Raw genomic sequence first — 25,398 nt, 5'->3', positions numbered from 1 at the left:
GATTAATTGGTCCTTGATAGAATATAAATAGACTCAATTCTGCGTCGTAATGATTTTGAATACAGATGACAAATGTATCCGTAAAAAATGAGAAAATCCTTTATGGATGTTGAGGAAATAATTAAAGTTCAGCCCTGATTCTGCTGAGCTGAGTAGGAGTAATTGCCAGATAAGATGCTATCTGATGAAGCTTCAAACGTGAGATTAACGGAGGATAATTTTTCTCAAACTCTAAATACCTTTGTTTTGCCGTAGATGCTTTAAGCGTGATTTCGGAAAATTCTTTTTCAATAACCCAATGACGTTCCAAATAGGTAATGTAGAAATTAGCGATATCATTATATTTTGTTGTCAATTCTTTGAAATCACTGAAAGAATAACTGATAAGCTCGGTATCTTCTAAAGCCTCAATAGAAAAATGTCCTGGTTCTCGTTTTAGCAATGCGCTTGTAGAGGCTACGAGCGAATTTTCCGGGAAAAACCTTTTAATTATTTTTTCACCTTTTTCATTAAGATAATGATATGAAAGCAGTCCTTTTCTGATAAAAGCAATATCCTTAGGAATTGTGCCCTGATCTAAAAAAATCGTTCCCTTTGCTATTTCAGATGTTTTCAACAAAGAAGACCATATCTTTTTTGATTCCTCAGAGATTAAAGAATAGTGATTTATAAATTCCCAAAATGCTGTCATCGTATAAAGATAAAGTAAAAATTGAAATACAATTAAATGAATTTTCAAAAATTGAAATGTTTTTGATCCCTCAACATATGTATAGAATTTTGAGAATTTTGAAATCTAACTTTGCTTCCACAAAAATCAATTACAATGATAAAATCATTATTAGCCTTGGTCATTACCTGCATCGGAACCAAAATGTTTTCTCAAAAAATCGACTCATTGAATATTTACAGTGAGTCTATGAACAAGGAAATTAAAACCCTTGTGGTGCACCCATCAAACAGTAAGGATAAGAAACTGTCAACGGTTTATATACTGCACGGCTACAGTGGCTATCCCAAAAGAACATTAACACAGGATATTCCGTCCTTAGCGAAGCTCAGTGAAGAAATGCAGATGATATTCGTGTTACCAGACGGAAATTATGACAGTTGGTATGTTGACAGTCCCAATTTAAAGTATGAAACATTTATTGCCAAAGAATTGACCGGATATATTCAGAAAAGATACAAATCGGATCAATCGAAAACCGGTTTGATGGGTTGGAGTATGGGCGGACACGGTGCGCTGTATATTGGTGCAAGACATCAGAAAACCTTCACGGCTATTGGCAGTCTGTGTGGCGTTATAGATTTTGTTCCTTTTGGAAAAGAGTATGGTATTCCCAAATTATTAGGTGAAAATCCTGAAAAATGGACTTCTTACACAGCCATTTCGCAAATAGACAGGTTCAAGAACAGCCGACAAAAAATCCTGATCAGTTGCGGAACCGAAGATCCCTTGCTTACACAAAATAGAAAATTTCACGAGCAATTACTTACATTGAAAATTCCTCACATCTATGAAGAAAGACCGGGTGCTCATGATGCTGCCTATTGGTCTGAGGCTGCTGTTACACAAATTTTTCAGCTCAACCAATTTTTTTCAAGCTATGATTAATTTTAAATACTTTACAGATAAGAAAAAATATTTTCTTATATCTCCACTCTTTATTTTATTGTTTACAGGTTGTTTTAAAACTGAAAATAATCTGGTCCCTAATCAAAACGATATGTCAAACATCCAATATAAAAACCCGCCAGGACTTTTCGATCCTATGCCATTTGCATTTTCTCACTCTGTAACTGCTTCGGGCAACGGAAGTTATGTGTTTGTTTCCGGGCAAAGCGGTGGAGAAGGTGTAGAACATAGGCTTTCGAATGATTTCAGGAGGCAGGTCAAAGTGGCACTGCAAAACCTGAGCATTGTACTTAAATCATCAGATCTGTCAACTGATGACGTACTTAAAATTACAATACTGATTGTTGACCACGATCAGGAGAAACTCAAAATATGGACAGAAGAAATGCATAAGGTGTGGAATAAGAATAAATTTCCTGCAAGTACATTAATACCAGTTCCAAAACTGGCGTTAGATGGTATGCTCATCGAAGTTGATGCCATTGCTTTTAAGCAACTGTAGGTACTTCTATTTTTATAATTTTTACAGCATCCTGGGAATGGCTAATTTTAGCCATTCTTTTTTTTAAAACAATTTTATACCTGATTTCTCTATTAGACTTATCTTGTTTTGTAATTATCGGATAATACAAAAACAATTATTTATAATTAAAATCTGTTCCTTTAATACATTGCTGGCCATATACTTCCGATCATTTAAGTATATTTATATCTTAATTATATCGAGATACAATTATAGACTTAAATAAATAACTATGCGACTATTTTTATTTACATCAACTATATTGATCATTTTTTGCAGCCAATTGAAGGCTCAGTTTGGAACGCCAATAAAAGATTCGATATATTCAAACGTGTTGGGAGAACAGCGGAACATTGTCATCACTCTGCCTGCCGGTTATCATAGTGACTCTGCACATTATGACGTATGGTATATTCTGGACGGAGAGTGGGACGGTCCTTTGTTTACACAAATCTTTAGTTACATGGTAAACATGCAGTTTGCACCACCGGCTATTCTTGTAGCGGTACCTAATCGTTACGTTAACGGTATTAACCTCCGTGATCGTGACCTGACCCCAACTAAATTCCCAGATGTGGACAGTTCCGGCGGTGCAGCAAATTATCTTGCGTTTTTTGAAAAAGAACTTCTGCCATACATCAACAAAAAATATCGCACGAATGGAGAGAATGGTTTATTCGGAGGATCGTTCGGAGGGTTATTCACACTCTATACACTTTTGGAAAGACAGAACATGTTTTGTTTTTATGTGACTGCTGACCCGGCTCTGCACAATGACGGGCAGCAAATTCCGCGATTGGCCGCCAGTAGACTGCCTACGATGCAATTTTCCAATACCGTGTTGAGTATCGGTGGACGCAGTGAAAAGGTTTCTTATAATGAAATGGCCCGCAAAATGATGGATAGTGTACTGACAGTGACTGCACCAGAAGGTTTACATTGGCGTTCGGCTTTATACACTGATGAAATACATAGCTCCACTCCGTTTAAGTCTATATATGACGGACTTAAATATTCCTATCTCGGATATTATGTGCGAAATGCCCAGTGTTACCCTAATAGTGGAATTGTATTGAAAAATCGGCCGGTGAAAATCTATGTTCCAACTGACTATTCGGATATACGTTATACTATAGACGGCACAATACCGACAAGAAAGAGTGAAAAATTGGATGATCACTTATTGATAAGCGAACCGGAAAAAATTAAACTCTTTTCCTTTTCACCAAGCGGTCGCTATGATCATCCGATCCCGATAGCGCTACATTCAGGGGATTATTTACAGCCCAAAAAGGCTGTGGGCAAATGGAAAGCTGAACATCAATTATCAGGCATATTCAAAGCGGGCACTTCGAGTATTATGGACGGCTGGGTTGAGATCAGCAAAGATGGATATTATGTACTTCAACTCACACCGCCGGTAGGAACAAAACTTATGTTCAATGATTCACTGCTACTTCATGCTGATATTACGACAGCAAACAAGCGACAGGCCATGATCCTGCCACTACGTAAAGGACGGTATATGCTACGTGTACAGCTCCCTAATGACAACGGGAAGCAATCACCTTCCTTCGGTCTATATTATAGTGAGAATGGTCAGGATGACTGGTGGAAAGCTCCGCTTGTGCGGTGGTAAGAGCGTAACTCCTACAAAACTTCATTGCTTCACGGAAGTCTGAAAAGTATAACAGCTCAAAAAAGTTATCTTTTTTGATAACATACTATTATAGAGTATTTTATTATTGGTTTTTAGGATGATTAACGATGCAAAACTGCCAAATAATATGAATTGATCGAACCCGTCTCATGAGAATACTGATGCTTTTTCCAGAGCTCATTTCCCAAACTTGTAAAGGAATCGGTTTGGTTTTTTATATCGCCTCCGTAATCTATTGTTATTCCGGCAGACAGCTTTAATTTGGCAAGCTTGATTTTAATTTCATGAGAAACGTAAATAGTCTGATTGAGCTGCAATGTACCATTTGTATCAAACTGTTTTGTAAATGCCACATGGATATTTTCATCATCAAATTTTATTGATATGTTTTGGTAGGAAACGGACAAAATCGCGGATGAAACGGGACATAGTCTTCAGGTTATTAAGTTTACGACCAATTGAATTTAAAATTATTTAATACTAAAACTATATATTTTTTATTCTAACACTAAAGCAATATTTGCTCACTGTGATTGTATTTCACGGAAAATCAAGAAATCTTAGATTTTTTTTTTCGAAATTTGTACAGAACCCAAGTTTATAATTACCAATAACGAAATTACCAAAATATGAAAAGAATAATCGTTCTAGTTGTAACATCAGTTACTATTCTTGCCTGCGATAAAACACAAAAAGAAAATCAAAGCCAGGAAATTTCTAAAAATCAAACAGTACAACCAACTAATGATGCAGAATCGGAGAACAAGTTTGACATTGAACGTATTCCCTATTCAACTGCCGATCTGGGCAATTTCCCTTTCTTGATCTTGCCAAAAGGATTGAAAGAAATGAATAAACCTTTGAAGAAAAATTTTGATGTTTGCTTTTTTCCCATAAATGGCAAGATGACGGCATTTGAAGGACAGCTTTACAAAGCAAATATCACTGCAGAACAGGGAGAGGAATTTTCTCAGCATTACTTTGAAAAAAGTATGGAAGATCTATTGAAATCTGCAGGGGCTGTAAAGGTTTTTGACGGAGAAATAAACCAGAAGGAATATGACAGTTACAATAAGCAGGACCCGAATAAGGGTGGAGAAGGAGATATGGGCTACCCTGGGGAAGCAATCAAATTCTATGTCATTCGCAGCAAGGAGATGGGGGATATCTATGTTCAATACACAGCTAATAATGCGGCTGGCAAATTAAATGTCTTACAGTCGAAAAATGCTCATAATTAATTTGCTGATATACTTTTGAATGGATTTTTTCCTGTCCTAAACTATTATCGATTTAATTTTGGTTCTTAGAATTGATGATAAAGCGTAGAGACTGATCGTGTGTTATGTAGGCAACAGACCAGTTGAACCAGGTTTTAATACGGTTACGGTAATTGACAAGAGACATCAAGTGGACGAATATCCACATAAACCACGCAAAATTGCCATTGAAATGCGTTTTGCCGGAAATATCGGCAACGGCTTTATTCCTTCCCACAATAGCCATTGAACCTTTATCATTGTAAACAAATGCTGTTAAAGGTTTATGGTCTACGGCTGCACACAGATTGCAGGCAAGTCTTTTCCCTTGTTGAATGGCAACCTGCGCCAACTGTGGGTGTCCGTCAGGGAAACCGGGGTCGGTCTGCTGTAGGGATATATCGCCAATAGCATAAATATTTTGGAATCCCCGAACACAATTGTATTGGTCAACCAACAGCCGTTTTCCTCTGCCGTAACTATTTTCAGGAATGCCAGGAAATTGTTGTCCGGTAACACCTGCCGCCCAAATAAGATTTTTTGTGTTGATGACCGAGCCGTCTTTAAACGAGACTTGTTTACCGTCAAAATCTGTTACCTGCGTGTTGAGTTTTACCGTCACTCCGAGATCAACCAATGAGGTGTAAGTATATTGTTGAGATTTCTCTGTCATCGGCGATAGCAAGGCACTGGCACCGTCCACCAAAAATAGATTGTTTTCCTTTATTAAATACGAGAGCTCAGGATATTCTTTTGCAAAGATACTGTGTTTCATTTCTGCCAGCATTCCTGCTACTTCCACACCTGTCGGACCTCCGCCGGCAATGACAATAGACAACAATTCCTTTCTCTCCTGCTCATCTTGGCTTCTTGAGGCTTCTTCCATTCGTTGCAATAAAAGATTGCGCATATTAAGCGCGTTTTCCAATGTTTTCATCGGAATAGCATTGTTGCTGACATTTTCCATCCCGAAGTAATTGGACACTGTGCCTGTGGCAAAGACAAGGTAGTCGTAAGATAATTCGCCTGTGGACAGAATTACTTTGTTTTTGTCGGGATCTACTTCATTAAATTCGCCCAGCCAAAAATGAACATTCTTATGTTTTCTGACCAATTTCCTAAACGGATAACTTATGGACGAAGGTTCAAGAAAGCCGGTGGCGACCTGGTAGATAAGAGGCGGAAAGAAATTGTAATTGTTTTTGTCCACCAGGGTAATGATAAATTCATCTTGATCAGCCAGTGAGCGCATTAGGTTTATCCCCGCAAACCCACCACCGATGATGACGATCTTTTTCTTATTTTTAACTGGCATAGTATTTTGATTTATGAGCCCCGTATTCTATCTGTAGGTGCTTGTGACAATTTTTCTGGTTATAATATGAAATTCCTTTACTGCGAAAACCACCATTTATGACTGTGGCACTTTAGGTAATCCCATGTGATCTGTCGTTTAACACGATGTGTTGTATGTAGTTTTCATTTATTTCTTGCCCTGAACATCTTTGGAGACATCTTCATTTTCTTTTTAAAGAATTTACCGAAGAAGGACTGGTCGCTGAAATTAAGTTCTTCTGCAATTTGTGTGATCGAAAGGTTTGAGTAAAGAAGCAGGTCACGAGCTTCCATAATTACCGAGTTGGTAATGATAGTGCGCGTAGATTCACCTGAGGCTTCTTTTATAATGCGCGTCAGATAACTCGTGGATATGAAAAGCTTCTCGGCGTAAAACTCAACGGTCCTCTCTTTTTTTGAATGCTCGGAAAGAAGTACCAAAAATTGATTGATCAGATCCTTTTTTCTCCATGTTTTGGTATCGATCATTCTTTTGTCTTTGAGACGGTACATAACCATCAGCTCCAGAAGCAACGCATTGAAATAATGATTGATAATATCCTTCGAATAGTAATTTTCCTGCTCATCCGCGATACGTATCTTATCGATCAAAAATTTGAATGCAGCCCTTTCATTAATATCGCTACGTAAAACCGGAGTATTTCTTTCAGAGAAAAAGATGATCTCATTGATGTAGTGCATGTGAAGCTGAACATTCTGCTGTACGAATGAATCGTTAAAGACAATACCAATCGCTTTCAGGGGAGAATTTGTTTTTACGGGATAGAATATCGAATTTGGTGTAAGAATAAGGATGTCATCTTTTTTAAGTTTTATCTGTTCAAAATTAATCTGGATATCCGCTTCGCCTTCTGTGATCAGCATAACAGCAGTATTATCCGTTCTGAAGGGATATTGATAATCATTTTCATCAAGATCATAAGTTTCCTTTATGATAAAGAAGTTATTGTTGATCTTTTGATGGCCATCATCTTTATCAAACTTTTTGAAAAGTTCGTGCAGGTTGTGGAAAACAATATCTTTATGGACCATATGATATTTTATAGAAGTGTTAGTAAAGTTATTTAAATTTTATATTCCTGAAAATTCCTCATTATGATCTATACGTCATTTAAAATGACCCTGGTTTCACATTGATTGTAGAAAGAAATTTATAATCCTTTCAGTTCGGCGATCATGGAGAGTCGGTGAGAGTATGACATCTGACCTATTCTGAAGATAAACAGCAGCGATATGATATCCCGAAACTATAGAGATCAGATCGGCCAAAAACTCCACGGGATTGTTGTAACGTATGCTTCCATCATGAATACATAACAGGATCTCGGGTATCATTTCCAGCCACGGAAAGAACAATTTCTCTGTGCATCCTTCAAATTCCTGTTGGGTGATAATATAAATATCTAAGTAGGGATATTTTTTACTTTTTTCTGTATTGTAGCTGATATATCTTATAAGCTTCTCCTTTAGGGGCAGATCCCTGATGTCTTCCCAGGAGGGAGCCGGAAACTCGTTGATGATCTCATCAATAATGGTACGAACAAGATTTGTTCTTGTACGAAAATAGTAGTGTATCGCTGTTCTGTCCGTATGAGCAATTTGTGCGATCTGCTGTGTGGTGGCACTGAACCTACCTTCTGTAAACAGAAGATATTTTGCGGTATCCTTTATTTTTTCTTTTGCACTTGAAAGAGCTATTGATGGATTATCTGTATGTAACATGGTTTATCCCAGGTATTGAGTTATTTTGTTCTACAATTGAAAACTCCATTTTATACAGTTCAAATAGCGGCTTAAGCTCATTTTCAGAAAATAAGGTTTCAGATGATACACTTAAGTGTCTGAAATTGTTATCGAGATATTCGCACCGGCAGTTGGGAATTGTTTCCAGGATATCCTCCCTAAGCCAGAAAGCATCTATAATTTTTTTAAATTTTGTTTTAAAAAGCATACTGTTTTTCATATCTGTCTTTTATCTGTTCAACGATTATTCTAAGACCCTTCGGAGTATCTTTCACAATTCTTTTCACCACCAACAAATTCCATAGCCAATCTGTAATCAATTCCCAAACCTCTTTTTTACCAATCAGATCACTTGTTACAGACACGGTGTGGCTCTTCATGTATTTTCTGTCGTACTGGTTAATAATGCAAATTTCTCTATTAGAATGTTAAAATAAAAGGTCTGAATTGGGTATAAAATGGTCAAAATCTGAACAAATTGTTGGATTTTTAAGAAAGGTGTTCCGGGATCATAAGGATCAGGAACTTTTTATTTTTCTTCAAGTTTTATACGATCTGAAATTACATTGGTAAGTATCCGTTAATAATGGTTCGGTTTAGACCAATATCAGGCACAAACAGACCTTTTGTCTTATGTTCTCTTCCCCCAAATTTGTAGGGTGAACGAATTCCAGATTTAAATTCTCTTAACAGTAAAATTTTATTTATGATAATGAAGCAAAAGAAAAGTCTTTTTTTATTAGGAAGTCTGTTGCTGCTTTCAGCATGTGGCGGAAAGGAGCAACCTACAGTTAAAGCCGAGCCTGTAAGGGTAAGTATACAGAAGATAGAGGTGGTTTTGCGCCCTGAAACATTCTCTTACAGTGGAAATATTCTGGCAGACAACAGTGTGAGCATTGGTTTCGGAGTTTCCGGTCGTGTTACCGCAGTATATGTTCAGGAAGGGCAGCGCGTATCTAAAGGCCAGCTTTTGGCAGCCATAGAAACCAGCACCTATCAGAATGCTTTGGCTGTTGCAGGCGCAGGAATGGATCAGGCCCAGGACAATTTCAACCGTCTCAACCAGCTGTATCTTAAAAAAAGTTTACCGGAAAGAGATTATATCGCCGCAAAGGTAGCGCTGGCACAGTCTAAAGCCAATCGGGATATTGCCATGAAGAACCTGAGAGATACAAAGCTTTATGCCTCTTTTTCAGGGATCGTCTCCCAAAAGCTTACCGAAGCCGGCGCCGCGGCAGCACCCGGCGTTCCGGCATTTACTATCGTGAAGACCGATAAGATATATGCGACTGCATCCATCACTGAAAACGAGATCAGTGCCCTTAAAATAGGAACTCCTGCAGAGGTGTCCATTCCAAGTCTCGATCGTAAGATCCATGGGAATATTACCATTATCAATCCTCAGGCAGATGATAATTCCAGAACGTACACGGTAAAGATCCGACTCGATAATCCGGGAGGACAAATCCTGCCGGGGATGATTACCGACATCAACATTAATACCGGTAAAAGCAAAGACGCTATTATCCTTCCTGCCCAGGCAGTACTTAAAAGTCCTGATGGTTCAAGCTATGTGTATACTGTGAAATCTGCTAAGAATGGCGCCACTGCATTTAAAAAGAGAGTAGAGATGGAGAATATGGCAGGTACCAGCGATGTAATCATAAAAAGCGGACTGGCTGCGGATGACCAGGTCGTTGTTTCCGGGCAGACACGTCTGGAAGATGGTAAACCAGTTAAGTTTTAAATTAAGAAGAAATGAAAGAAATGACGAATAAAAAAGTGCATTTTCTGGAAGCTGCGATGAAGCACAAGCAGGTGGTGATCGTGCTGGTGGTGCTATTGATGGTGATGGGGATCAATTCCCTGATGAATATGCCACGAAGCGAGAACCCGCGTATCGATATGCCTACAGCTGCTGTGTACGCTTTTTATCCTGGGGCCGATGAGCATCAGGTTGAGGAGGAAGTCGCAAAAAAAATTGAACAGTATCTTTTCTCCTTTGAAGAGATCAAAAAGAAAAAAGTAAAAGCTGAAGTTAAAGAGGGGCAGGTGTTCTTTACCGTAGAAATGAACACCAATGTGAAAGACCGTAAGAAGTTTTGGCATACCCTTCAGCTTGATATGGATGCGAATCTCCGTCCTAAACTTCCTGCCGGAGTCGTCGGGCCATTTATCAACAGCAATTTTGCCGATGTAACGGCCATGATCATCTCTGTATCCTCCAAAGAAAGATCGTACGCTGAGATCGAAAGCTATGTCGATAAGCTAGAAGACGGATTAAAGGTGATTCCTACGGTTTCCAAGATCAACAGATCTGGAGGACAAAGGCAGCAGATCTACATTAAAATCAATGATCAGAAATTACAGCAATACGGTTTTGGTGTTAATACGTTGGTGAATGCTATTCAACAGCAGAATGTAACAGGATATAATGGAGAAATATCCGGAGGTTCCAATGCCATCATCCCGGTATACACCAACAGCCGGTACAAGAATATGTCTGATATTGCCGAGCAGATCGTATATACCACTCCGGCAGGCAATGTTGTAAGACTGAAAGACGTTGCTGACCTTGAAAGACGTTTTGAAGAACCTTCCTCATTTGTGAGGGTAGGAGATGAAAAGGCCATGGTACTGACCGTTGATATGCAGCCTGGAAACAATATCGTCGCCTTCGGGAAAGAAGTGGAGAAAAAGATCGAGGACATTCAGAAAGATTTCCCACCGGATATCCATATGAAAACGATTGTGAATCAGCCGGAAGCGGTTGGTGAAAGTATCAGTCATTTTATGGTGGAGTTTGCCATGGCGATAGGTTCTGTCGTGCTTGTGGTGATGCTGCTGCTTCCTATACGTGTAGCTGGTGTGGCTTCAGCAGCAGCACCAATCTCTATCGTGATTACGTTTGGGCTCATGCAGATCGTGGGGCTGGAGCTTCACCAGGTTACCCTTGCTGCCCTGATCATCGTTCTCGGAATGGTGGTGGATAATGCCATTGTCGTCGTCGACAACTATATTGAAAAGCTGGATGAAGGCATAACGCCGTGGACGGCAGCCTGGCAGGCCGCCCAGCAGCTGTCGCTCCCGATCTTTACGGCAACAATGGCCATCATCTTTGCATTTGCTCCGTTGGCTTTGTTTATGGATGGCATTGCAAAGGACTTTATGTTCTCACTACCCATCACAGTCGCTATAGCACTGATTACATCGATGCTTGTTGCTCTGTTTCTTACGCCATACACCTGTTATGTATTCATTAAAAAAGGATTAAAGCATAAAATGAGTGACCGGCCGGTGAAAAAAAATATGCTGGATCATCTTCAGACCGTTTTTGATAATGGAGTTGGAGTAGCATTTAAATGGCCTAAAATGACCATGTTTATTGGGGTGTTATCAATTGTCAGTTCCCTATTTATGGCCACCAAAGTAGATCCGGAGTTTTTCCCGCTTAGTGAAAGAAACCAGTTTAATATGGAAGTCTGGATGCCTAACGGAACCTCTTTGGAGAAAACGGAAGCTAAGGTAAAAGAGCTTGAAAAGATCCTTAAAAAAGACAATCGGGTAGTAGATATCACCAGCTTTGTAGGAATGAGCTCACCGCGATTCCATACTTCCTATGCGCCGGAATCTCCCAAAAAATATTTTGCACAGGTTTTCATTACGACAATCGGTAACGATGCATCTAATGAAATGGTAAAAGAATATCTGGGAAAACTGAAGAACTTTATACCTGATGGCTACATTAAGTTGAAGCAGCTCAGCTTTCAGGAAGGTTCACCAATTGATATCCGTGTGGTAAGTGATAATGAAGCCGATCAGCGGCAAGTATCCCTTGAGGTGAAAAAGATCCTTGAGAACACGCCGGGAACCAACAATGTACGTCTTGGCAGTGAGTATGATTATATGGGCGTAAAGCTGAATGTGGATGATGTAAAGGCCAATCGTCTTGGTGTCACCAATCAGGCCATTACCCAGACCCTTGGGGCCGGACTGAAAGGATATTCCGTTTCTACCTTATGGGAAGGAGACAAACCTGTCGATATTTTTCTGAGATATGATTCTATCAGCAGAAAAGATATGAATGCCCTGGAAAATCTGCATATACAGTCATATTTCGGTGGAAAGATCCCTCTGAAGGAAGTAGCAAAATTACAACCGGAATGGCATATCGGTGTCATTTTAAGGAGGAACGGCATCAAATACACCAGTGTATTGGCAGAAGCGCAGCTTGGTCCTAAGCCGTCAAAAATCCTCAAAGAGGCCCAGCCAAAAATTGAGGCGCTTGCGCTTCCGGCAGGCACGACCATTCAATATGGAGGAGATGCGGAATCAACGTTGGAAAATACACCGGGAATGATGCTTTCGCTTTCTGTGAGTCTTATCCTGATCTTCCTTACGCTGCTGTTCCAGTTCAAGAGTTTAGGGAAAGCGCTCATTATCCTGTGCACGTTCCTTCTTAGCCTTTTCGGGGCCTTCTTCGGATTGTTCATTACAGGAAACCCATTGGGAATGACAGGCTTTATGGGAATTATCAGTCTGATCGGTATCGTAGTAAGAAACGGGATCATCTTAGTAGATTATGCCGATGAGCTAATCCGTGAACATGGGTACACCCATAAGGCGGCTGCTATGGCGGCTGCCAAACGAAGAATGCGTCCCATATTCCTTACATCGGCTGCGGCGGCCGTAGGTGTAGTTCCGATGATCCTTGGTAAATCCCCGATGTGGGCACCTTTGGGAAGTGTGCTGGCTTTCGGGCTTATCTTCTCAATGATCTTTACGCTTTTCATTGTTCCGGTGATGTATTACAAGCTTCTGAAAGACCCGGTAGCTAAAGATGAAACACCTGAAGATCAATTGGACGACGAGGTCATTTTATACAAACCTAAACCCCATCACTAAATAGTTATAATATCAATTTTTAACCGGTTGTCCTGTACGAATTTCTTGTTCATAAGCTCTTTCGTTTATTGCTGCAGGGCAACCTTTATGTAAAAAAAAATGAAAATCATATACAATACGATATCAAAAATAGTTCTGGTGCTGATATTCACCGCGGCGGTCAGTTTTCATGCGCAGCAGCGCGTGGTTTCTGTGGATGAAGTAAAAGATCTGGCATTGGAGAATAACAAAAAGATCAAAAAGGCGCAGCAGAATATAGAAGCTGCCAAGGCTGCCAGAACGGCTGCGGAAGCGGGAGGGAAACTTACCGTGGACGGAAGTGTGGGAGGATATTATTTCTCGAAACCGCTTTCCAACCTCATACCGGAAGTACTGGGAAGTGCTAATGTGAACGTTACCCAGGTTTTGTATGCCGGCGGAAAAGTAGAAACCGGGAAAAAGCTTTCCTCAACGGCCGTTGATCTGCAGATGGCGCAGAAGGACCTTACCAAAGAGGAGGTAAAACTCTCTGCAGAAACCATGTACTGGCAGATTGTAAATGCCAAGGAGAAAATAGCACTGGCAAAAGAATACATCAAACTTCTGGATCAGCTGCATACCAATGTGAAGAATTCTTTTGATGCAGGGCTGACGTATAAAAATGATCTGTTGAAAATAGAAGTTCAGCAGAATGAGGCGCAACTCAATCTCAAACGTGCAGAAGACGGTCTTAGCATTGCCAAATTAAGCCTTGCCCAGATCGCGGGATTTCCCAATTCCGATTTTGATGTGGAAGATTCTGTAAGTGGCAGCTTCAACGGTGTTTTAGCAGACAGCCAGCTGCAGCCGACGAACCGACCTGAGCTATCCATTCTTGCCAAGGCAGTAGAAATAAATGAACTTCAGGAAAAATTATTGGATGGAGACAGAAAACCTACGGTAGCACTTTCAGGAATCGGCTTTTCCAGTTTTGGTAAAAATATTAATCCTATCAATATGAAAAATAATATGCAGGGGTTTTTGGGAATGCTGTCTGTAAACATTCCGATTTATGACTGGGGAGCAAGAAAGGAGAAAGTAAAAGAGCAGCAGTATAAAACCAGTGCTCAAAAGCTTGAATTGGAAGAGACGAAGGAACTTCTGCTGCTGGAAATACAGAATGCAGTGATGCAGCTCAACCAATCTGTTAAACGCATCGAGCTTGCTGAAAAATCCCTTGTTCAGGCCACTGAAAATCTCAGGCTGAACCAAGACAGATACGACGCGGGAACTGTTGTAGCAGAAGAAGTATTGAAAGCACAGGTTCTCTGGCAGGAAGCGAAATCGGAGATTCTTGATGCCAAGGCAGAATATAAGATCAATGAAGCTAAGTATAAAAAAGCCTCAGGGGTTAATGGTGAGCAGTAATTAAATACTCATTACAGACGCAGAATTTATGATAACGTACTATTAATAATAAAATTTAATAACAAATTTATAAAACATGGACAGATTAAAAGGTAAAGTAGCGATTATTACAGGTGCAGCATCAGGTATGGGTGCGGCCCATGCAGTTGCATTTGTTGCAGAGGGTGCAAAAGTTGTACTCACAGATATTAACGAAGAAAAAGGTTTGGAAGTCGCCAAATCTCTGGGAGATCACAGCGCACTATTTGTCAAACATGATGTTTCGAACAAAGAGGACTGGGATAAAGTAATTGAAGCCGCTGAGACAACTTTTGGCCCGGTCAATATATTGGTAAATAATGCAGGTATTGATACGGCTGCCTCAATAGAAGAGCTGTCAGAAGTTTTATATCGGCGAGTAATAGAGATAAACCAGGTATCTGTTTTTCTGGGTATGAAAGCAGTAGTTTCTTCAATGAAAAAAGGATCGACGGGGTCAATAGTCAATATATCATCTATCGCAGGCTTGGTTGCGGCACCATACAGGTTTGCTTATAGTGCATCTAAATTTGCAGTTAGAGGAATGACCAAATCAGCAGCGGTGGATTTGGCCAAATATAATATCAGGGTTAACTCTGTGCATCCGGGAATGATTGATACGCCAATGATGAGCGGGGTTTCAAAGGAGCAGTTGTCACAACTCAACATCCCTTTAGGAAGAATTGCCGATGCGAAGGAAGTATCTTCTTTAGTAGTTTATCTTGCTTCTGATGAATCAGGTTATTCCACAGGATCGGAGTTTATAATTGATGGGGGTATTACCGCAGGGATATGAATTAAATAAAGACCGGCCGGCCACTTGCAACAAAGCCAAAGTGCTGGAAGCCTGCCAAAGCGAAATACAACAGAACAGGCATTTGTTTTATCACTGGCAAAGAGGAATAGTATATTGACTGAATAACAAGAGCAGTATGAAGGGAGACTTTCACGTACGGTTCGATGAGCGGCTGAGGCTGAAATGCTTCGGCCCTCTCGACCTCTTATTTTTAACAATAAAACAAAAATCAACTTCGGTACCGGCGTGACGGGATTCTAATATCCTGCCATCGCAAATATCGATTCGTTAGCGGGAATTTTAAACAAAGCGTGACAAAACAATCTAATTAATAAACAACACAATGAACTATAGTAAAACTGGTAAATCCTTCCTTTCAGATGGAGTTGAATGTGTCGCATGGTATTATAAACCAAACACAGAAATGCCTTTACCCATAATTGTAATGGCGCACGGACTTGGTGGAACAAAAGAAATGCGACTGGACGTATATGCTGAAAGCTTCGCCGAAGCTGGATTTGCATGCTTTCTGTTTGATTATAGAAATTTTGGCGAAAGCAAAGGCAAAGACAGGCAAAATATTAATGCCAAATTACAATTAGAAGATTGGAACGCCGCAATAAATTTCACGAAGACTTTAGATGGGATAGATGCAAACCGGATTGGTATTTTCGGATCTTCTTTTAGTGGTGGTCACGTCATTACATTATCGGCAGAACGTCAGGATATTAAAGCAGTTATAGCTCAATGTCCTTTTACAAGTGGCATTGCGAGCGGTATGAAACTTAATTTATTCAGTGCGTTCAAAATAAGTATTTTAAGCATTGCAGATTTAATTTCTCAACTTTTAGGACTGAAACCGATACTGGTAGATTTAGGCGGGCCTCCAGGTTCAACCTCATTGATGCCTGTTGCTGACTACAAGGGTTATTATTCATTGGTTCCAGAAGAAACTAATTTCAAGCGAAAAGTTTGGGCAAGAACTGCATTCCAGGTTCTATGCTACGAACCAAAGAATAAAATAAAGCATATAGATTGTCCTATATATTTTGCAATTTGTGAAAAAGATAGCGTTGCTCCACCGAATGTTACCTCAAAATATGCCAAGAACGCAAAAAAATCTATCATAAAACATTATCCTTACGGACATTTTGAAATTTATTTAGGAGAAGCTTTTCATAATGTAATAACTGACTATGTAAAATTTTATAAAGAAAACTTAATAGCTTAACCAAATATAAAAACTACCGCTAACATATAGGGGTTAAATGAAGCGCAGCGCAGCTGAGGTTCGGTTTAAACCTTTGTTGACTTAACCTTTGGTGGTCGGGCCAATAATTATGGGTTTTGAAACGAAGATGTTTTACGTTGGTGAGGTGAGTATACGTTTATTGAATGATCAGTGTCAGTATTTCATGTTCCTTTGCGGTATAAATAGAAAGAACTATTCCTGTTTTACAGCAGGGGCATGGTTCTACATCAAAATGAAGTTTCTCTTTGGTGATGGTTTTCCAGTCTTTTTTTTTGTTGAGGAACAACACCCATTTGCATTCGCTGAATTTTTTAACCGGGGCCGTGAACGGTTGGATAAAAAATCATAAAGTCTTATTCGTAATAATGTAATAACTTAGAGAACTTTTTCAGTATTTTAGGAGCTAAATTTAAACCAAATAAGTCTTATGAAAAAATCACTCACTTTAATAATGGTAAGTGTGATATTTTTACAAAATTGCAAAGAGGATTGTTATGTAAACTCTGAACCTACAGTTTTTGAATTTGTAAATTCTTCGGGTGAAAATCTGATCCAAAATGGAACTCTTACCAGTGCCAAAATTGTAGTACAACAGGATAACGGAAATGGAAATTTTGCAGGAATTAAGATTGAAGTTCGTGAAGATAAAAGGGTTTTATTGAAAAATGTAGGTCTGTTTGATGGTACCAGGGACTATAATGTTTATCTCAATGCAGATCCTGTAAGAACATTTTCATTTAAAATATCCTCTGAAAAATTGACAGGCGATTGTGATGGTTATAAAATTAACGATTTAACTTTAGAAAATATAACTTGGTCTGCTGATAATGGGTATTACAAAATAGTTATTGATTAAAAGTTATTTATTTAGATTAGATAAATGTTAATTAATATGTAACCTGACCTTTTCTCTTTTAGTAATCAATCCTTAGTTTCAGATTCTTACAATTAAAGTAAACAATGTCTAATCTGAAAGCTAAATCTCTTAACAGTAAACTAAGGTTTTTGTATGACATCATTCTAAAAAACGAAATGACCGATAGTGATTATTGGTATTTTGGTGGTGCTGATGAATTTATTCAGGTAACTATATATTTTAATGTATCATGCCAAATAATAAAGCATTATTTGTTTTATAAATTATGTAGTTTAATTGTATAAGAATTGCACAACTGACATTTTTATAAAAATATGATCTGGTACATTCAAGTATGTTGTCTCCAGAATTAATGTAATTGAGTGATGCTTTAAGGTTTCTTCTCTATAACAAATGCTTTTAGTTCTGCTATTTTGCCATCCGCAAATCGCCAGATATCACAATAATCAAAATGTTCATATTTTCCGGCTTTATTTTTTAATCGGATTTCCCCCGTTACCATAACAAAATCGCCATCTTCGATAGCCTTTTCGACACTGAACACCGGTGGTTCTTTATAGAACTCTTTCATATATGCACGGACTTTCTTTCCCATTAAGGATACGATCACCTACAAAAACCCATTTTGTGTCAGGGGTACAGTAAGCTAAAAAACTTTCATAATCGCCTTTTGATACAAATTCATTGGCTGTGTGTAGGATTGTTGTGTTATTCATTTTTGTCTGTTGTTTTATATTGTTATTTTATGCCCGTGCAGTAACATTAAATGTAGCAAGAAATAGTGGGATAATGATCAATGATCTTCTCATATTAAAAGTTGTGTTGAATAGGTTTATACATTAAACTTTACCCGATCTCGTCAAAGGTATCGATTTCAAATTGTTTTAGACGACTCAATGGTTTCAGGAAGATAGAGACCTCCTTTTTTCTGTGCAGGCCGTCCGTTCAGACCCAATATATTTTCCGTTATTAAACATACACCGACAACATCCAGGGTACTCATTGGATAGTCTATTGCCGAGGAATGATGGTACAAATTGATTGCTCTCGTACTATCTTTTGCTTCGGCAGATAACTACTTTCCATCCTTACGAATTAATACCTGACCTACAAAGCCTGTTACTTCGTTTGTAACCATTGGTCCCACAACATCTTTCTCGTCATATAATCCTGCCGTTTCTATACGTATAACGGCGAAAAATAGGTTTGCGATATATCAACAAGGAATTTAAACGTGAAATAACAAAATGTGATGTTCTGAAAAAAAGTTTTATAATAACATTCTTTATTGAGCTAATCCGTCAAAATCCAAAGGATGGTACTCCGATAGTTCGACAGAATTTGGCCTGACGCTGTTTCGCCAGCTGATACTTCTATGACGGGACGGTCCAATCTGATATTGACCTAGTCCATCTAACTCCTCTACGAATCCAAATAAATAGATCTTATGTATTGGAAATATCACTTCCTGTTGGTATATGAGGGGCCGTTCTTTCAAGCTGCGGCTTAATTCCTTTATTAATGTAACGGGTTCGCTTAGAAAAACTGGAAAATTCATAAAAGTTAGCTTTCTACAGCTTGCATCAGCGAAAATTTCTGTAAGCCGACCAGATGTATATTCGAAAGATAAACCATTTGTCCTGAACTCTATAACCTTGTCATCCGATGCAGGGCTAAACTCTGTGATTGCTTCTGAAACTGTTTTGAAATCTTCGTCGCTAAAAAAATCGGGAAACATTTTATAAAGATCTTCCAGTCCAGCCTGCTGACTTTGAACTGTATCACTTCTTTCAGCCTGAATTGGGCCAATGTCTGCACTAAGTTGGTCAACCTGCGAACGCGACATGGAAAATTTGATCGGCCCAAGGCCTTTTAAAACATTTACTTGCCACATCATATCAGCATGTTCGGACATAAATATGAGTTTTAATAGTTTAAACGAATTTAATTAATTTTTCTTTATTCCTCATTTACCATGCCCGTTTAGATCACTTAGCTAGCTCCAATTACGGTCCTCGCATCTGTAAATTCTTTTGACCTAATAACAGCATAATCAGGTTATTTGAGAAACACTATAAATCATTTAGAATAAGGTTTGATTATTAAGCTAACCACAACCTTTCATTCATTAAATAATATCATGCCAATATTAATATATGGGTGATACTTTTAATACCATCTTTTCGTTTAAAACCTTATTTTCATTGTTGGCATACCGCTACGATGCTCCTTAATTAATCATTTGTATATTTGAACCACGAAAAATCAATAAAGATCAAATTGGAGTTTTTAAATAAGTTTGAAAGATAATCTTGAATATTCCAATTTGCTTTTATTCGAAACACAAACGCTTCAGTCAACGATCGGACTCATGGATAACTTTAAATCTTTTATAAATGGACTTTCGCCTGTTTCAGCTGAAAGCTGGAAAAACTTTTCTGCGTTGTTCACTCCTAGAATCCTGAAAAAGGGCGATTATTTTATTAAGGAGGGTGAGATTGCAAATGAAATTGGTTTTCTGGAAATAGGAATCCTTAGGTCATTCTACAGAAATAATGAAGGTGTTGAATATAACAAACATTTCTTTCTCCCAAATTGTTTTATTGGTGGATATACCTCCTTGATTACTAAAAAACCAAGCCCAATCAATCAACAGGCTCTTACTAACTGCAATCTATTAGTGGCCAATTTTAAAAATATACAAAATCTCTATGGTACATTTCCCGACATTGAGCGTTTAGCACGTATTTTAGCAGAACAGCTTTTTTTACAAAAAGAAAAACGGGAAATCGAGATAGTCCTATTGGATGCAGAAAAGCGGTATCATATTTTCCAGAAAGACTTTCCGTTATTAGAACAGCAAATTCCACAATATCATATTGCTTCCTATCTTGGTGTAACTCCTACACAGCTCAGCCGTATAAGAAGAAAAATTTTAAGTAAATAATTTCTTTACCTATGTAAATGGAATTTAGCAATTGCTTGTCCATATTTGCACAGTAAATATTGAACATTAAAATGAAGAAACTGTTTTCTTTCTATTGATAGTATTTTTACTAATCTCATGCTCAATTTGGAGAATAAATAAACAAACCTAAAGATCTAACAATTGTGGTCTTGAGTAGTGTAACATCCAGGTGGCTGTTTAGAAATGAGTCGACGAGAATGAACATTGAATTTTAGCAGACTGATTTTTCACCAGGTTTGGCAACTATGAGTGTAATGCAGTTTGACAATGAATGTTACTTCTCTCTTTCATCCTTAATGATTTTGATAGCAAAAAAACTTTGGTATTGTAATACTCTGATAGGAACATGTCTGGATACCAATCTTTTGAGTATACATTAATTTGAAAGTAAAGACATTCCTATAGAACAAGAAATTTCTTTTGAAGATTTAACGAAGGCTAAAATAAATAAAATGCGAACTACAAACAACACCATATTAATTACAGGTGGTTCCTCTGGTGTGGGGCTGGCTCTGGCAAAGCGTTTCCTATTGTTGAAAAATAAGGTCATTATTACAGGAAAAGACTCAGAAGAACTTGAGATGATAAAAAAGGATTTTCCTGAAATGATTGTACTTGTCGGAGACCTAACTGAGCAAAATTCGATAGATGAACTGGTTTCTATTATTGAGCAGGAATATCCGGAAATAAATATATTGGTCAACAGTGCTGCTGTTCAGTACAATTATGATATTTTGGATGAACCAAACTTTCTTAGTAAAGCCGATCATGAAATTTCTTTAAACTTTAGTGTGCCATTAAAACTGACTGGATCACTATTGCCTATATTGCTAAAAAATGAAAACAGTGCAATTGTAAACGTCAGTATTGATGAGTTAATCGTGCCAAAGAGGTCAGCTGCTGTCTATTGTGCTACAAAAGCCGGGATTCAAAGTTTTAACAATTCACTAAAACTTCAGTTAGAAGGTACGCAGGTAAAAGTTTTTGAAATCATTTCCACATTGATTGACAAGCCTATGACGGAAGAGGGCGGCAAATTATTGATGGAACCGGACAAGATAGTAGATCAATTTATGACAGATTTTTATAATGATTGAAATGACAACTATTTTTCTAAAGTACAATTGCTAGGTCTTCAACAGGGGTACAGTGGGCTTGCCAATAAAAAGGAAAGATTAAATATATCTAAGGTAACGTATCATCATAATTTATTTTGCAAAAAACAAAAATTTCCAATTTTAAAACAATCATTTCAGAATATTTTATATCTTTGTCCCGTTATGGCAAGATCACTAGAATTTGACGAAGAACAGGCAGTTCGGAAAGCTATGGAAGTTTTTTGGAAGAAAGGTTATACCTCAACTTCTATGCGCGACTTAACCGATGCAATGCAAATCAATAGCAGCAGTCTTTACAATACGATTGGCGATAAACAAAAGTTGTTTATAAGGTGTATCAAACATTATACGGAAATGCGGATTCGGGCGACTGAAGAACGTTACAAAAATTATGATTCACCGTTACAGGCCCTCGAAAATTTCATCAGAGACGGAGCCGATATTATCACAACCGAGCCAAATAGCTGTCTCTGCATAAAAGCGACTTTTGAAACCGACGGCGAAAATGTCGAAATTCAAGCAATAATCAATGCCTATGATAACTTTAATCATCAATTCTTACAAAATCTAATACAAAGCGCCCAGGATCTTCATGAAATTCCCGATAATGAACCTGCCGATACTATTGCTGATTATTTGGGCAGTGTATTTATAGGTTGGTATAATTCATTTGTGTTATACCAAGACCGCAGTAAAATCCTCAATATGGCAGATTTTGTTATCCGTCAATTAAAGAGATAAAATTTTTACCCAATTTTAAAACGATCGTTTCAAAATAAATAACAATTTAAAAAAAAAATATGATTCAATTAAATGGAAAAATCGCTCTTGTAACGGGAGGAACAAAAGGTATCGGAAAGGCAATCGCCGACAAATTACACAATTCAGGAGCAAGAGTTATTGTAACTGCGAGAACAGAGCCTAAAGAAAATCCGAATGGATATTATTTTATTTCGGCGGACATTGCTCAATCTGCAGGTGCAGAAGTTATTGCCAAAGAAATTCTGGATAAATTTGGCAAAATCGATATTATTATAAATAATGCGGGCGCAAATCTTAGTATGGGTGGAAGCTTCAGTACACTGACAGATGAACATTGGAATGAAGATTTTCAATTGAATTTAATGGCGGCTGTTCGTGTCAACAAGGCGTTATTGCCCACGATGATAGAGCAAAAAACTGGAGTCATTATCAACATTTCCACTTACGCTGCACAACAACCAATCTGGGATATGACAATGACTTATTCCGCTGCCAAAGCTGCGCTGAATGCGTACACTAAAGCGCTGGCTAACGAAGTAAGTCCGAAAGGAATCCGTGTAAATACCGTTTCTCCTGGTGTTGTAAAGACACCTTTAATGCAGGATTTTATCGAAAATATTGCTGAGTCATCAAATATTTCGGTAGATGATGCTTTCAAAACGGTGATAAGCAGAGTAGGAGAGGTCCCGTTGGGGAGAATGGCTGAACCTGAAGAGATTGCGAACCTTGTGGCATTTCTTGTTTCTTCCGAAGCAGTATATATCACAGGAACGAATTATTTGATTGACGGAGGTCTAAGCCCTATTGTTTAATGTAAAGTAAATTGCAAATGTAGTTGGTTAATTTTATTATAAGCTGGTTTTAACACGTAAAAGTAAATTGAAAAAGATACTGTTTCATTAAAAAACAACGCCAATATTTTTTGTATTGGCGTTGTCAAACAACAAAAAATAAACATTTTTCCTATTTCTCAAATACTATTTCTTTTTTTTAGGCAATTGCACGTGAGGAGATCAAGTTATATCGTTCTGATAACAGAGATTCATCTGTTAGTTTTAGACTTTAAATCCTCAAACTTTTCATCCAAAGGAAGAATATGCTGCACTTTTTCAATCAACAATTCTTTCGGAGTGGCAATTGCGATATTATATGAAAAATATCAGAAATCAATAATTATTGTGTGACCGATACTGTATACTTATCACTCATTTCGGCAACTAATTCAAAGAGATCAGGATAGGTTTTTACTAGACCATCATCGTCAGTTACAATCTGTGCTGAGAAACCTGATTCAATGCTCATATATAAATAACGGTTTTTTGCCATGTTTGTATATTTCTGTTCAACAGGCTTTATTTCATTCTTTAAAATATCGATATAGATAACTTTAATATTTTTCTCTTCGTTCTGTGCAAGCAGTAAATTATTGATAGGTAAACTATTCGTAAAAGGGGTAAGTGAAATATCAATATAATGGAATCCGGTATAATCTGAATTATTGGCGTGATTGATGGTCCATTCGTTTCCCGATTTCTCTCCTGTCATGAGATGCTGTTTCCCGTTGATTTCAGATGTGATTAAAAATTTCAGAACGTTCCATTTTTTATCCAGCACCACCATATAGTCAACTGTATAGATATAGTCACTGGTATTTCCTAAGATAACGGATTTAACGGTAATTGTCTCTTCCTCATTTCTAATGATGCAGTGTTCTAAGGAATTATGCTCCAATCCCTTCCATAATAGTACTCTCATGTTTCTCTGTTTTTTAATATAAAAATACCTTTTTTTAAATATATCGTAAAAAATTGTGGGCAGTAAGTGTAAAATCAGCCGTTTTTTAAGAAAACCTATGGTCAGGTACTCCAGGTTTCATAAGTCGCTAAATTGCTGGTTTTTCGAGAACATGTTTAGGTTCTGTCCAAGAAGATTTTTCCATCCATCTTCGAACCTTTCTCTTTCAAAATGTGGATCATCTGGAAAACTTTCCAGACCGGTATTACCTGGTATTTATTTCAACACAACGGATTTTGTCTGCTATCTGCGTAACGATTTAAGTATCGGGCATAATACGCAAAAGGTATCACATAAGTTCAAGGGTTGGACGCTTTTTGTTCACCAACTCTGAAAACCAATAAAGCGATTAAAGAAATTCAAGGCAGTTTTTGCATTGTTTTTTTGTATTTTGGCAGTTTATAAAAATAAACCCTTACATCAATTGCACAAAGCCAACCTATTTAGTTGTATTGCCTACATTTGATGAAGGTTATAAACAAGTTAGCTACAAGTTGAAAAATGACAATCAAATACTTAACATTCGGAATAGCAATATCATTTATTTCTTGGATAGTTGGAATGATTATTAATGGAATTCTTGTGAAAACAGAATTCTATAAAAAGATATCTAATCTGAATTTTATCACAAGTAAAACAATGAATAAGAATATTGGAATTGAATACTTCAAATGGATTGTGAAAAACACTCCTTTTAAGTTCTTTAATCAGAAAGTGTCGTTAAAAGATAAAAAAATGGAACTGACTGAATTACGGAAAGAAATGACAATTGCAGAAATAAGTCATCTTATCGGATTTTTATTCGTGACTTTTTTTGCCTTATACAAAAGTTATACAGAAAATTATTTGTTTGGATTAGTAATTATGATTGTGAATGTTTTAATGAATTTATATCCATCTTTATTACAGCAGGAAAACAAAAGACGAATAGATAAACTGATTAAAAGACAAATAAAGACTGTTGCTAACATCGCATAAGCATTCTTTTACTCGGTTAACGCTGATAGTTATTTTCCAACAACATGATAATATTGCTTTTACAGAAAAGGATTTTCCGTTCGAATTTGATAATTATATAAGTGCAAATAATATAGGGCATGATTATAATGGGTACTTTTTGTATCCGCAGTAAACCAACTGTCAAAACTGTATACTATATTATTATCTGAATTGAAAGCCAACGGTAAACCCATATCCTAAAAAGTACTATTCCCTGAAAAACTGGAATTTTTTGAAAATCATTATCGAACCGCTAGAGCTAATGTTTTAATCTCGTATATCTATCAGATTACAAATGAGTTAGAAGCTAAAAAAAACCGGAAGGAAAGTGAATTATCACCTC

The 25,398-nt window shown here is 37.6% G+C and carries 27 protein-coding genes; 15 read left to right on the top strand and 12 right to left on the bottom strand.

The window, feature by feature from the left end:
- Positions 1 to 121 precede the first annotated feature (121 nt).
- Positions 122 to 619 (bottom strand): Crp/Fnr family transcriptional regulator, encoded by a 498-nt coding sequence (locus AB8P06_RS14835; protein WP_369842911.1) that lies wholly within the window; start codon positions 617 to 619, stop codon positions 122 to 124.
- 207 nt (positions 620 to 826) lie between these two features.
- On the opposite strand from AB8P06_RS14835, the gene AB8P06_RS14830 reads away from it, so the two are divergent.
- The 3 genes from AB8P06_RS14830 to AB8P06_RS14820 all read left to right on the top strand — a co-directional run bounded on the left by AB8P06_RS14830 (position 827) and on the right by AB8P06_RS14820 (position 3,801).
- On the top strand, positions 827 to 1,618 hold the full coding sequence (locus tag AB8P06_RS14830) for an alpha/beta hydrolase (protein WP_369842909.1): 792 nt from the start codon (positions 827 to 829) through the stop codon (positions 1,616 to 1,618).
- Positions 1,619 to 1,730: 112 nt separating this feature from the next.
- Positions 1,731 to 2,141 carry a RidA family protein gene (locus tag AB8P06_RS14825; RefSeq protein ID WP_369842908.1) on the top strand — a complete coding sequence of 137 codons (411 nt, stop codon included), beginning with the start codon at positions 1,731 to 1,733 and terminating at the stop codon, positions 2,139 to 2,141.
- A 253-nt stretch (positions 2,142 to 2,394) separates the two neighbouring features.
- The gene (locus AB8P06_RS14820; RefSeq protein ID WP_369842906.1) at positions 2,395 to 3,801 is read left to right on the top strand and encodes an alpha/beta hydrolase-fold protein; all 1,407 of its coding nucleotides are present in this window, start codon (positions 2,395 to 2,397) and stop codon (positions 3,799 to 3,801) included.
- Positions 3,802 to 3,923: 122 nt separating this feature from the next.
- Here the strand turns inward: AB8P06_RS14820 and AB8P06_RS14815 are convergent, their stop codons facing one another.
- Positions 3,924 to 4,175 carry a hypothetical protein gene (locus AB8P06_RS14815; RefSeq protein ID WP_369842905.1) on the bottom strand — a complete coding sequence of 84 codons (252 nt, stop codon included), beginning with the start codon at positions 4,173 to 4,175 and terminating at the stop codon, positions 3,924 to 3,926.
- Positions 4,176 to 4,451: 276 nt separating this feature from the next.
- Between AB8P06_RS14815 and AB8P06_RS14810 the strand changes: the two genes are divergently transcribed.
- Positions 4,452 to 5,063, top strand: coding sequence for a hypothetical protein (locus AB8P06_RS14810; protein ID WP_369842903.1), 612 nt, complete (start codon positions 4,452 to 4,454; stop codon positions 5,061 to 5,063).
- A 52-nt stretch (positions 5,064 to 5,115) separates the two neighbouring features.
- Here the strand turns inward: AB8P06_RS14810 and AB8P06_RS14805 are convergent, their stop codons facing one another.
- From AB8P06_RS14805 to AB8P06_RS14785, 5 genes are all read right to left on the bottom strand, one after another.
- Entirely contained in the window at positions 5,116 to 6,396 is a 1,281-nt protein-coding gene (locus AB8P06_RS14805; RefSeq protein WP_369842902.1) for an NAD(P)/FAD-dependent oxidoreductase, read from the bottom strand.
- A gap of 164 nt (positions 6,397 to 6,560) precedes the next feature.
- Positions 6,561 to 7,469, bottom strand: a complete 909-nt coding sequence (locus AB8P06_RS14800; protein ID WP_369842900.1) for a helix-turn-helix domain-containing protein — start codon at positions 7,467 to 7,469, stop codon at positions 6,561 to 6,563.
- 96 nt (positions 7,470 to 7,565) lie between these two features.
- Positions 7,566 to 8,159, bottom strand: coding sequence for a TetR/AcrR family transcriptional regulator (locus AB8P06_RS14795; protein ID WP_369842898.1), 594 nt, complete (start codon positions 8,157 to 8,159; stop codon positions 7,566 to 7,568).
- Positions 8,143 to 8,400, bottom strand: a complete 258-nt coding sequence (locus AB8P06_RS14790; RefSeq protein WP_369842897.1) for a hypothetical protein — start codon at positions 8,398 to 8,400, stop codon at positions 8,143 to 8,145. The genes AB8P06_RS14795 and AB8P06_RS14790 overlap by 17 nt, the downstream gene beginning before the upstream one ends.
- The gene (locus AB8P06_RS14785; RefSeq protein ID WP_369842896.1) at positions 8,378 to 8,560 is read right to left on the bottom strand and encodes a hypothetical protein; all 183 of its coding nucleotides are present in this window, start codon (positions 8,558 to 8,560) and stop codon (positions 8,378 to 8,380) included. Before AB8P06_RS14785 ends, AB8P06_RS14790 begins: the two co-directional genes overlap by 23 nt.
- 332 nt (positions 8,561 to 8,892) lie before the next feature.
- Between AB8P06_RS14785 and AB8P06_RS14780 the strand changes: the two genes are divergently transcribed.
- From AB8P06_RS14780 to AB8P06_RS14755, 6 genes are all read left to right on the top strand, one after another.
- On the top strand, positions 8,893 to 9,927 hold the full coding sequence (locus AB8P06_RS14780; protein WP_369842894.1) for an efflux RND transporter periplasmic adaptor subunit: 1,035 nt from the start codon (positions 8,893 to 8,895) through the stop codon (positions 9,925 to 9,927).
- Between the two features lie 11 nt (positions 9,928 to 9,938).
- Positions 9,939 to 13,085, top strand: a complete 3,147-nt coding sequence (locus AB8P06_RS14775; protein ID WP_369842893.1) for an efflux RND transporter permease subunit — start codon at positions 9,939 to 9,941, stop codon at positions 13,083 to 13,085.
- Between the two features lie 99 nt (positions 13,086 to 13,184).
- Positions 13,185 to 14,471, top strand: a complete 1,287-nt coding sequence (locus AB8P06_RS14770) for a TolC family protein (RefSeq protein WP_369842892.1) — start codon at positions 13,185 to 13,187, stop codon at positions 14,469 to 14,471.
- A 76-nt stretch (positions 14,472 to 14,547) separates the two neighbouring features.
- Positions 14,548 to 15,285 carry a glucose 1-dehydrogenase gene (locus AB8P06_RS14765; protein ID WP_369842890.1) on the top strand — a complete coding sequence of 246 codons (738 nt, stop codon included), beginning with the start codon at positions 14,548 to 14,550 and terminating at the stop codon, positions 15,283 to 15,285.
- A 343-nt stretch (positions 15,286 to 15,628) separates the two neighbouring features.
- On the top strand, positions 15,629 to 16,516 hold the full coding sequence (locus AB8P06_RS14760; RefSeq protein WP_369842888.1) for an alpha/beta hydrolase: 888 nt from the start codon (positions 15,629 to 15,631) through the stop codon (positions 16,514 to 16,516).
- Between the two features lie 448 nt (positions 16,517 to 16,964).
- On the top strand, positions 16,965 to 17,393 hold the full coding sequence (locus AB8P06_RS14755; protein WP_369842886.1) for a hypothetical protein: 429 nt from the start codon (positions 16,965 to 16,967) through the stop codon (positions 17,391 to 17,393).
- Positions 17,394 to 17,784: 391 nt separating this feature from the next.
- Here the strand turns inward: AB8P06_RS14755 and AB8P06_RS14750 are convergent, their stop codons facing one another.
- The 4 genes from AB8P06_RS14750 to AB8P06_RS14735 all read right to left on the bottom strand — a co-directional run bounded on the left by AB8P06_RS14750 (position 17,785) and on the right by AB8P06_RS14735 (position 19,329).
- Positions 17,785 to 17,985, bottom strand: a complete 201-nt coding sequence (locus tag AB8P06_RS14750) for a nuclear transport factor 2 family protein (RefSeq protein WP_369842885.1) — start codon at positions 17,983 to 17,985, stop codon at positions 17,785 to 17,787.
- Positions 17,969 to 18,130, bottom strand: coding sequence for a nuclear transport factor 2-like protein (locus AB8P06_RS14745; protein ID WP_369842884.1), 162 nt, complete (start codon positions 18,128 to 18,130; stop codon positions 17,969 to 17,971). The genes AB8P06_RS14750 and AB8P06_RS14745 overlap by 17 nt, the downstream gene beginning before the upstream one ends.
- Positions 18,131 to 18,288: 158 nt before the next feature.
- A complete protein-coding gene (locus AB8P06_RS14740; RefSeq protein ID WP_369842882.1) occupies positions 18,289 to 18,417 on the bottom strand; it encodes a hypothetical protein in 129 nt (42 codons plus the stop codon).
- Positions 18,418 to 18,699: 282 nt separating this feature from the next.
- Positions 18,700 to 19,329 (bottom strand): hypothetical protein, encoded by a 630-nt coding sequence (locus tag AB8P06_RS14735; protein WP_369842880.1) that lies wholly within the window; start codon positions 19,327 to 19,329, stop codon positions 18,700 to 18,702.
- Between the two features lie 384 nt (positions 19,330 to 19,713).
- Between AB8P06_RS14735 and AB8P06_RS14730 the strand changes: the two genes are divergently transcribed.
- The 4 genes from AB8P06_RS14730 (at position 19,714) to AB8P06_RS14715 (ending at position 23,074) form a co-directional block, all read left to right on the top strand.
- Entirely contained in the window at positions 19,714 to 20,361 is a 648-nt protein-coding gene (locus AB8P06_RS14730) for a Crp/Fnr family transcriptional regulator (RefSeq protein ID WP_369842879.1), read from the top strand.
- A gap of 473 nt (positions 20,362 to 20,834) precedes the next feature.
- On the top strand, positions 20,835 to 21,479 hold the full coding sequence (locus AB8P06_RS14725) for an SDR family oxidoreductase (RefSeq protein ID WP_369842877.1): 645 nt from the start codon (positions 20,835 to 20,837) through the stop codon (positions 21,477 to 21,479).
- A 183-nt stretch (positions 21,480 to 21,662) separates the two neighbouring features.
- Positions 21,663 to 22,241 carry a TetR/AcrR family transcriptional regulator gene (locus tag AB8P06_RS14720; RefSeq protein WP_369842875.1) on the top strand — a complete coding sequence of 193 codons (579 nt, stop codon included), beginning with the start codon at positions 21,663 to 21,665 and terminating at the stop codon, positions 22,239 to 22,241.
- Between the two features lie 59 nt (positions 22,242 to 22,300).
- Positions 22,301 to 23,074, top strand: coding sequence for an SDR family oxidoreductase (locus tag AB8P06_RS14715; protein WP_369842874.1), 774 nt, complete (start codon positions 22,301 to 22,303; stop codon positions 23,072 to 23,074).
- 361 nt (positions 23,075 to 23,435) lie between these two features.
- Here the strand turns inward: AB8P06_RS14715 and AB8P06_RS14710 are convergent, their stop codons facing one another.
- Positions 23,436 to 24,017: a putative glycolipid-binding domain-containing protein gene (locus AB8P06_RS14710; RefSeq protein WP_369842873.1), complete on the bottom strand. Its 582-nt coding sequence runs from the start codon at positions 24,015 to 24,017 to the stop codon at positions 23,436 to 23,438.
- A 540-nt stretch (positions 24,018 to 24,557) separates the two neighbouring features.
- Here AB8P06_RS14710 and AB8P06_RS14705 point away from each other — a divergent pair.
- The gene (locus AB8P06_RS14705; protein WP_369842871.1) at positions 24,558 to 25,034 is read left to right on the top strand and encodes a glycosyl-4,4'-diaponeurosporenoate acyltransferase CrtO family protein; all 477 of its coding nucleotides are present in this window, start codon (positions 24,558 to 24,560) and stop codon (positions 25,032 to 25,034) included.
- Positions 25,035 to 25,398: the final 364 nt, after the last annotated feature.

Source organism: Chryseobacterium tongliaonense, assembly GCF_041224435.1.
Lineage (GTDB): Bacteria > Bacteroidota > Bacteroidia > Flavobacteriales > Weeksellaceae > Chryseobacterium > Chryseobacterium tongliaoense.
This window is presented reverse-complemented; position numbering and strand designations above follow the sequence as displayed.

What these genes read in the sequence shown, in the direction of transcription:
- AB8P06_RS14705 (WP_369842871.1), top strand. Translation starts at nt 24,558, where the DNA reads ATGACAATCAAATACTTAACATTCGGAATAGCAATATCATTTATTTCT.
- AB8P06_RS14810 (WP_369842903.1), top strand. Translation starts at nt 4,452, where the DNA reads ATGAAAAGAATAATCGTTCTAGTTGTAACATCAGTTACTATTCTTGCC.
- AB8P06_RS14775 (WP_369842893.1), top strand. Translation starts at nt 9,939, where the DNA reads ATGAAAGAAATGACGAATAAAAAAGTGCATTTTCTGGAAGCTGCGATG.
- AB8P06_RS14830 (WP_369842909.1), top strand. Translation starts at nt 827, where the DNA reads ATGATAAAATCATTATTAGCCTTGGTCATTACCTGCATCGGAACCAAA.
- AB8P06_RS14765 (WP_369842890.1), top strand. Translation starts at nt 14,548, where the DNA reads ATGGACAGATTAAAAGGTAAAGTAGCGATTATTACAGGTGCAGCATCA.
- AB8P06_RS14750 (WP_369842885.1), bottom strand. Translation starts at nt 17,985, where the DNA reads ATGAAAGAGTTCTATAAAGAACCACCGGTGTTCAGTGTCGAAAAGGCT.
- AB8P06_RS14770 (WP_369842892.1), top strand. Translation starts at nt 13,185, where the DNA reads ATGAAAATCATATACAATACGATATCAAAAATAGTTCTGGTGCTGATA.
- AB8P06_RS14760 (WP_369842888.1), top strand. Translation starts at nt 15,629, where the DNA reads ATGAACTATAGTAAAACTGGTAAATCCTTCCTTTCAGATGGAGTTGAA.
- AB8P06_RS14715 (WP_369842874.1), top strand. Translation starts at nt 22,301, where the DNA reads ATGATTCAATTAAATGGAAAAATCGCTCTTGTAACGGGAGGAACAAAA.
- AB8P06_RS14755 (WP_369842886.1), top strand. Translation starts at nt 16,965, where the DNA reads ATGAAAAAATCACTCACTTTAATAATGGTAAGTGTGATATTTTTACAA.
- AB8P06_RS14710 (WP_369842873.1), bottom strand. Translation starts at nt 24,017, where the DNA reads ATGAGAGTACTATTATGGAAGGGATTGGAGCATAATTCCTTAGAACAC.
- AB8P06_RS14740 (WP_369842882.1), bottom strand. Translation starts at nt 18,417, where the DNA reads ATGAGTACCCTGGATGTTGTCGGTGTATGTTTAATAACGGAAAATATA.
- AB8P06_RS14795 (WP_369842898.1), bottom strand. Translation starts at nt 8,159, where the DNA reads ATGTTACATACAGATAATCCATCAATAGCTCTTTCAAGTGCAAAAGAA.
- AB8P06_RS14790 (WP_369842897.1), bottom strand. Translation starts at nt 8,400, where the DNA reads ATGAAAAACAGTATGCTTTTTAAAACAAAATTTAAAAAAATTATAGAT.
- AB8P06_RS14780 (WP_369842894.1), top strand. Translation starts at nt 8,893, where the DNA reads ATGAAGCAAAAGAAAAGTCTTTTTTTATTAGGAAGTCTGTTGCTGCTT.
- AB8P06_RS14735 (WP_369842880.1), bottom strand. Translation starts at nt 19,329, where the DNA reads ATGTCCGAACATGCTGATATGATGTGGCAAGTAAATGTTTTAAAAGGC.
- AB8P06_RS14725 (WP_369842877.1), top strand. Translation starts at nt 20,835, where the DNA reads ATGCGAACTACAAACAACACCATATTAATTACAGGTGGTTCCTCTGGT.
- AB8P06_RS14745 (WP_369842884.1), bottom strand. Translation starts at nt 18,130, where the DNA reads ATGAATAACACAACAATCCTACACACAGCCAATGAATTTGTATCAAAA.
- AB8P06_RS14805 (WP_369842902.1), bottom strand. Translation starts at nt 6,396, where the DNA reads ATGCCAGTTAAAAATAAGAAAAAGATCGTCATCATCGGTGGTGGGTTT.
- AB8P06_RS14820 (WP_369842906.1), top strand. Translation starts at nt 2,395, where the DNA reads ATGCGACTATTTTTATTTACATCAACTATATTGATCATTTTTTGCAGC.
- AB8P06_RS14825 (WP_369842908.1), top strand. Translation starts at nt 1,731, where the DNA reads ATGTCAAACATCCAATATAAAAACCCGCCAGGACTTTTCGATCCTATG.
- AB8P06_RS14785 (WP_369842896.1), bottom strand. Translation starts at nt 8,560, where the DNA reads ATGAAGAGCCACACCGTGTCTGTAACAAGTGATCTGATTGGTAAAAAA.
- AB8P06_RS14800 (WP_369842900.1), bottom strand. Translation starts at nt 7,469, where the DNA reads ATGGTCCATAAAGATATTGTTTTCCACAACCTGCACGAACTTTTCAAA.
- AB8P06_RS14720 (WP_369842875.1), top strand. Translation starts at nt 21,663, where the DNA reads ATGGCAAGATCACTAGAATTTGACGAAGAACAGGCAGTTCGGAAAGCT.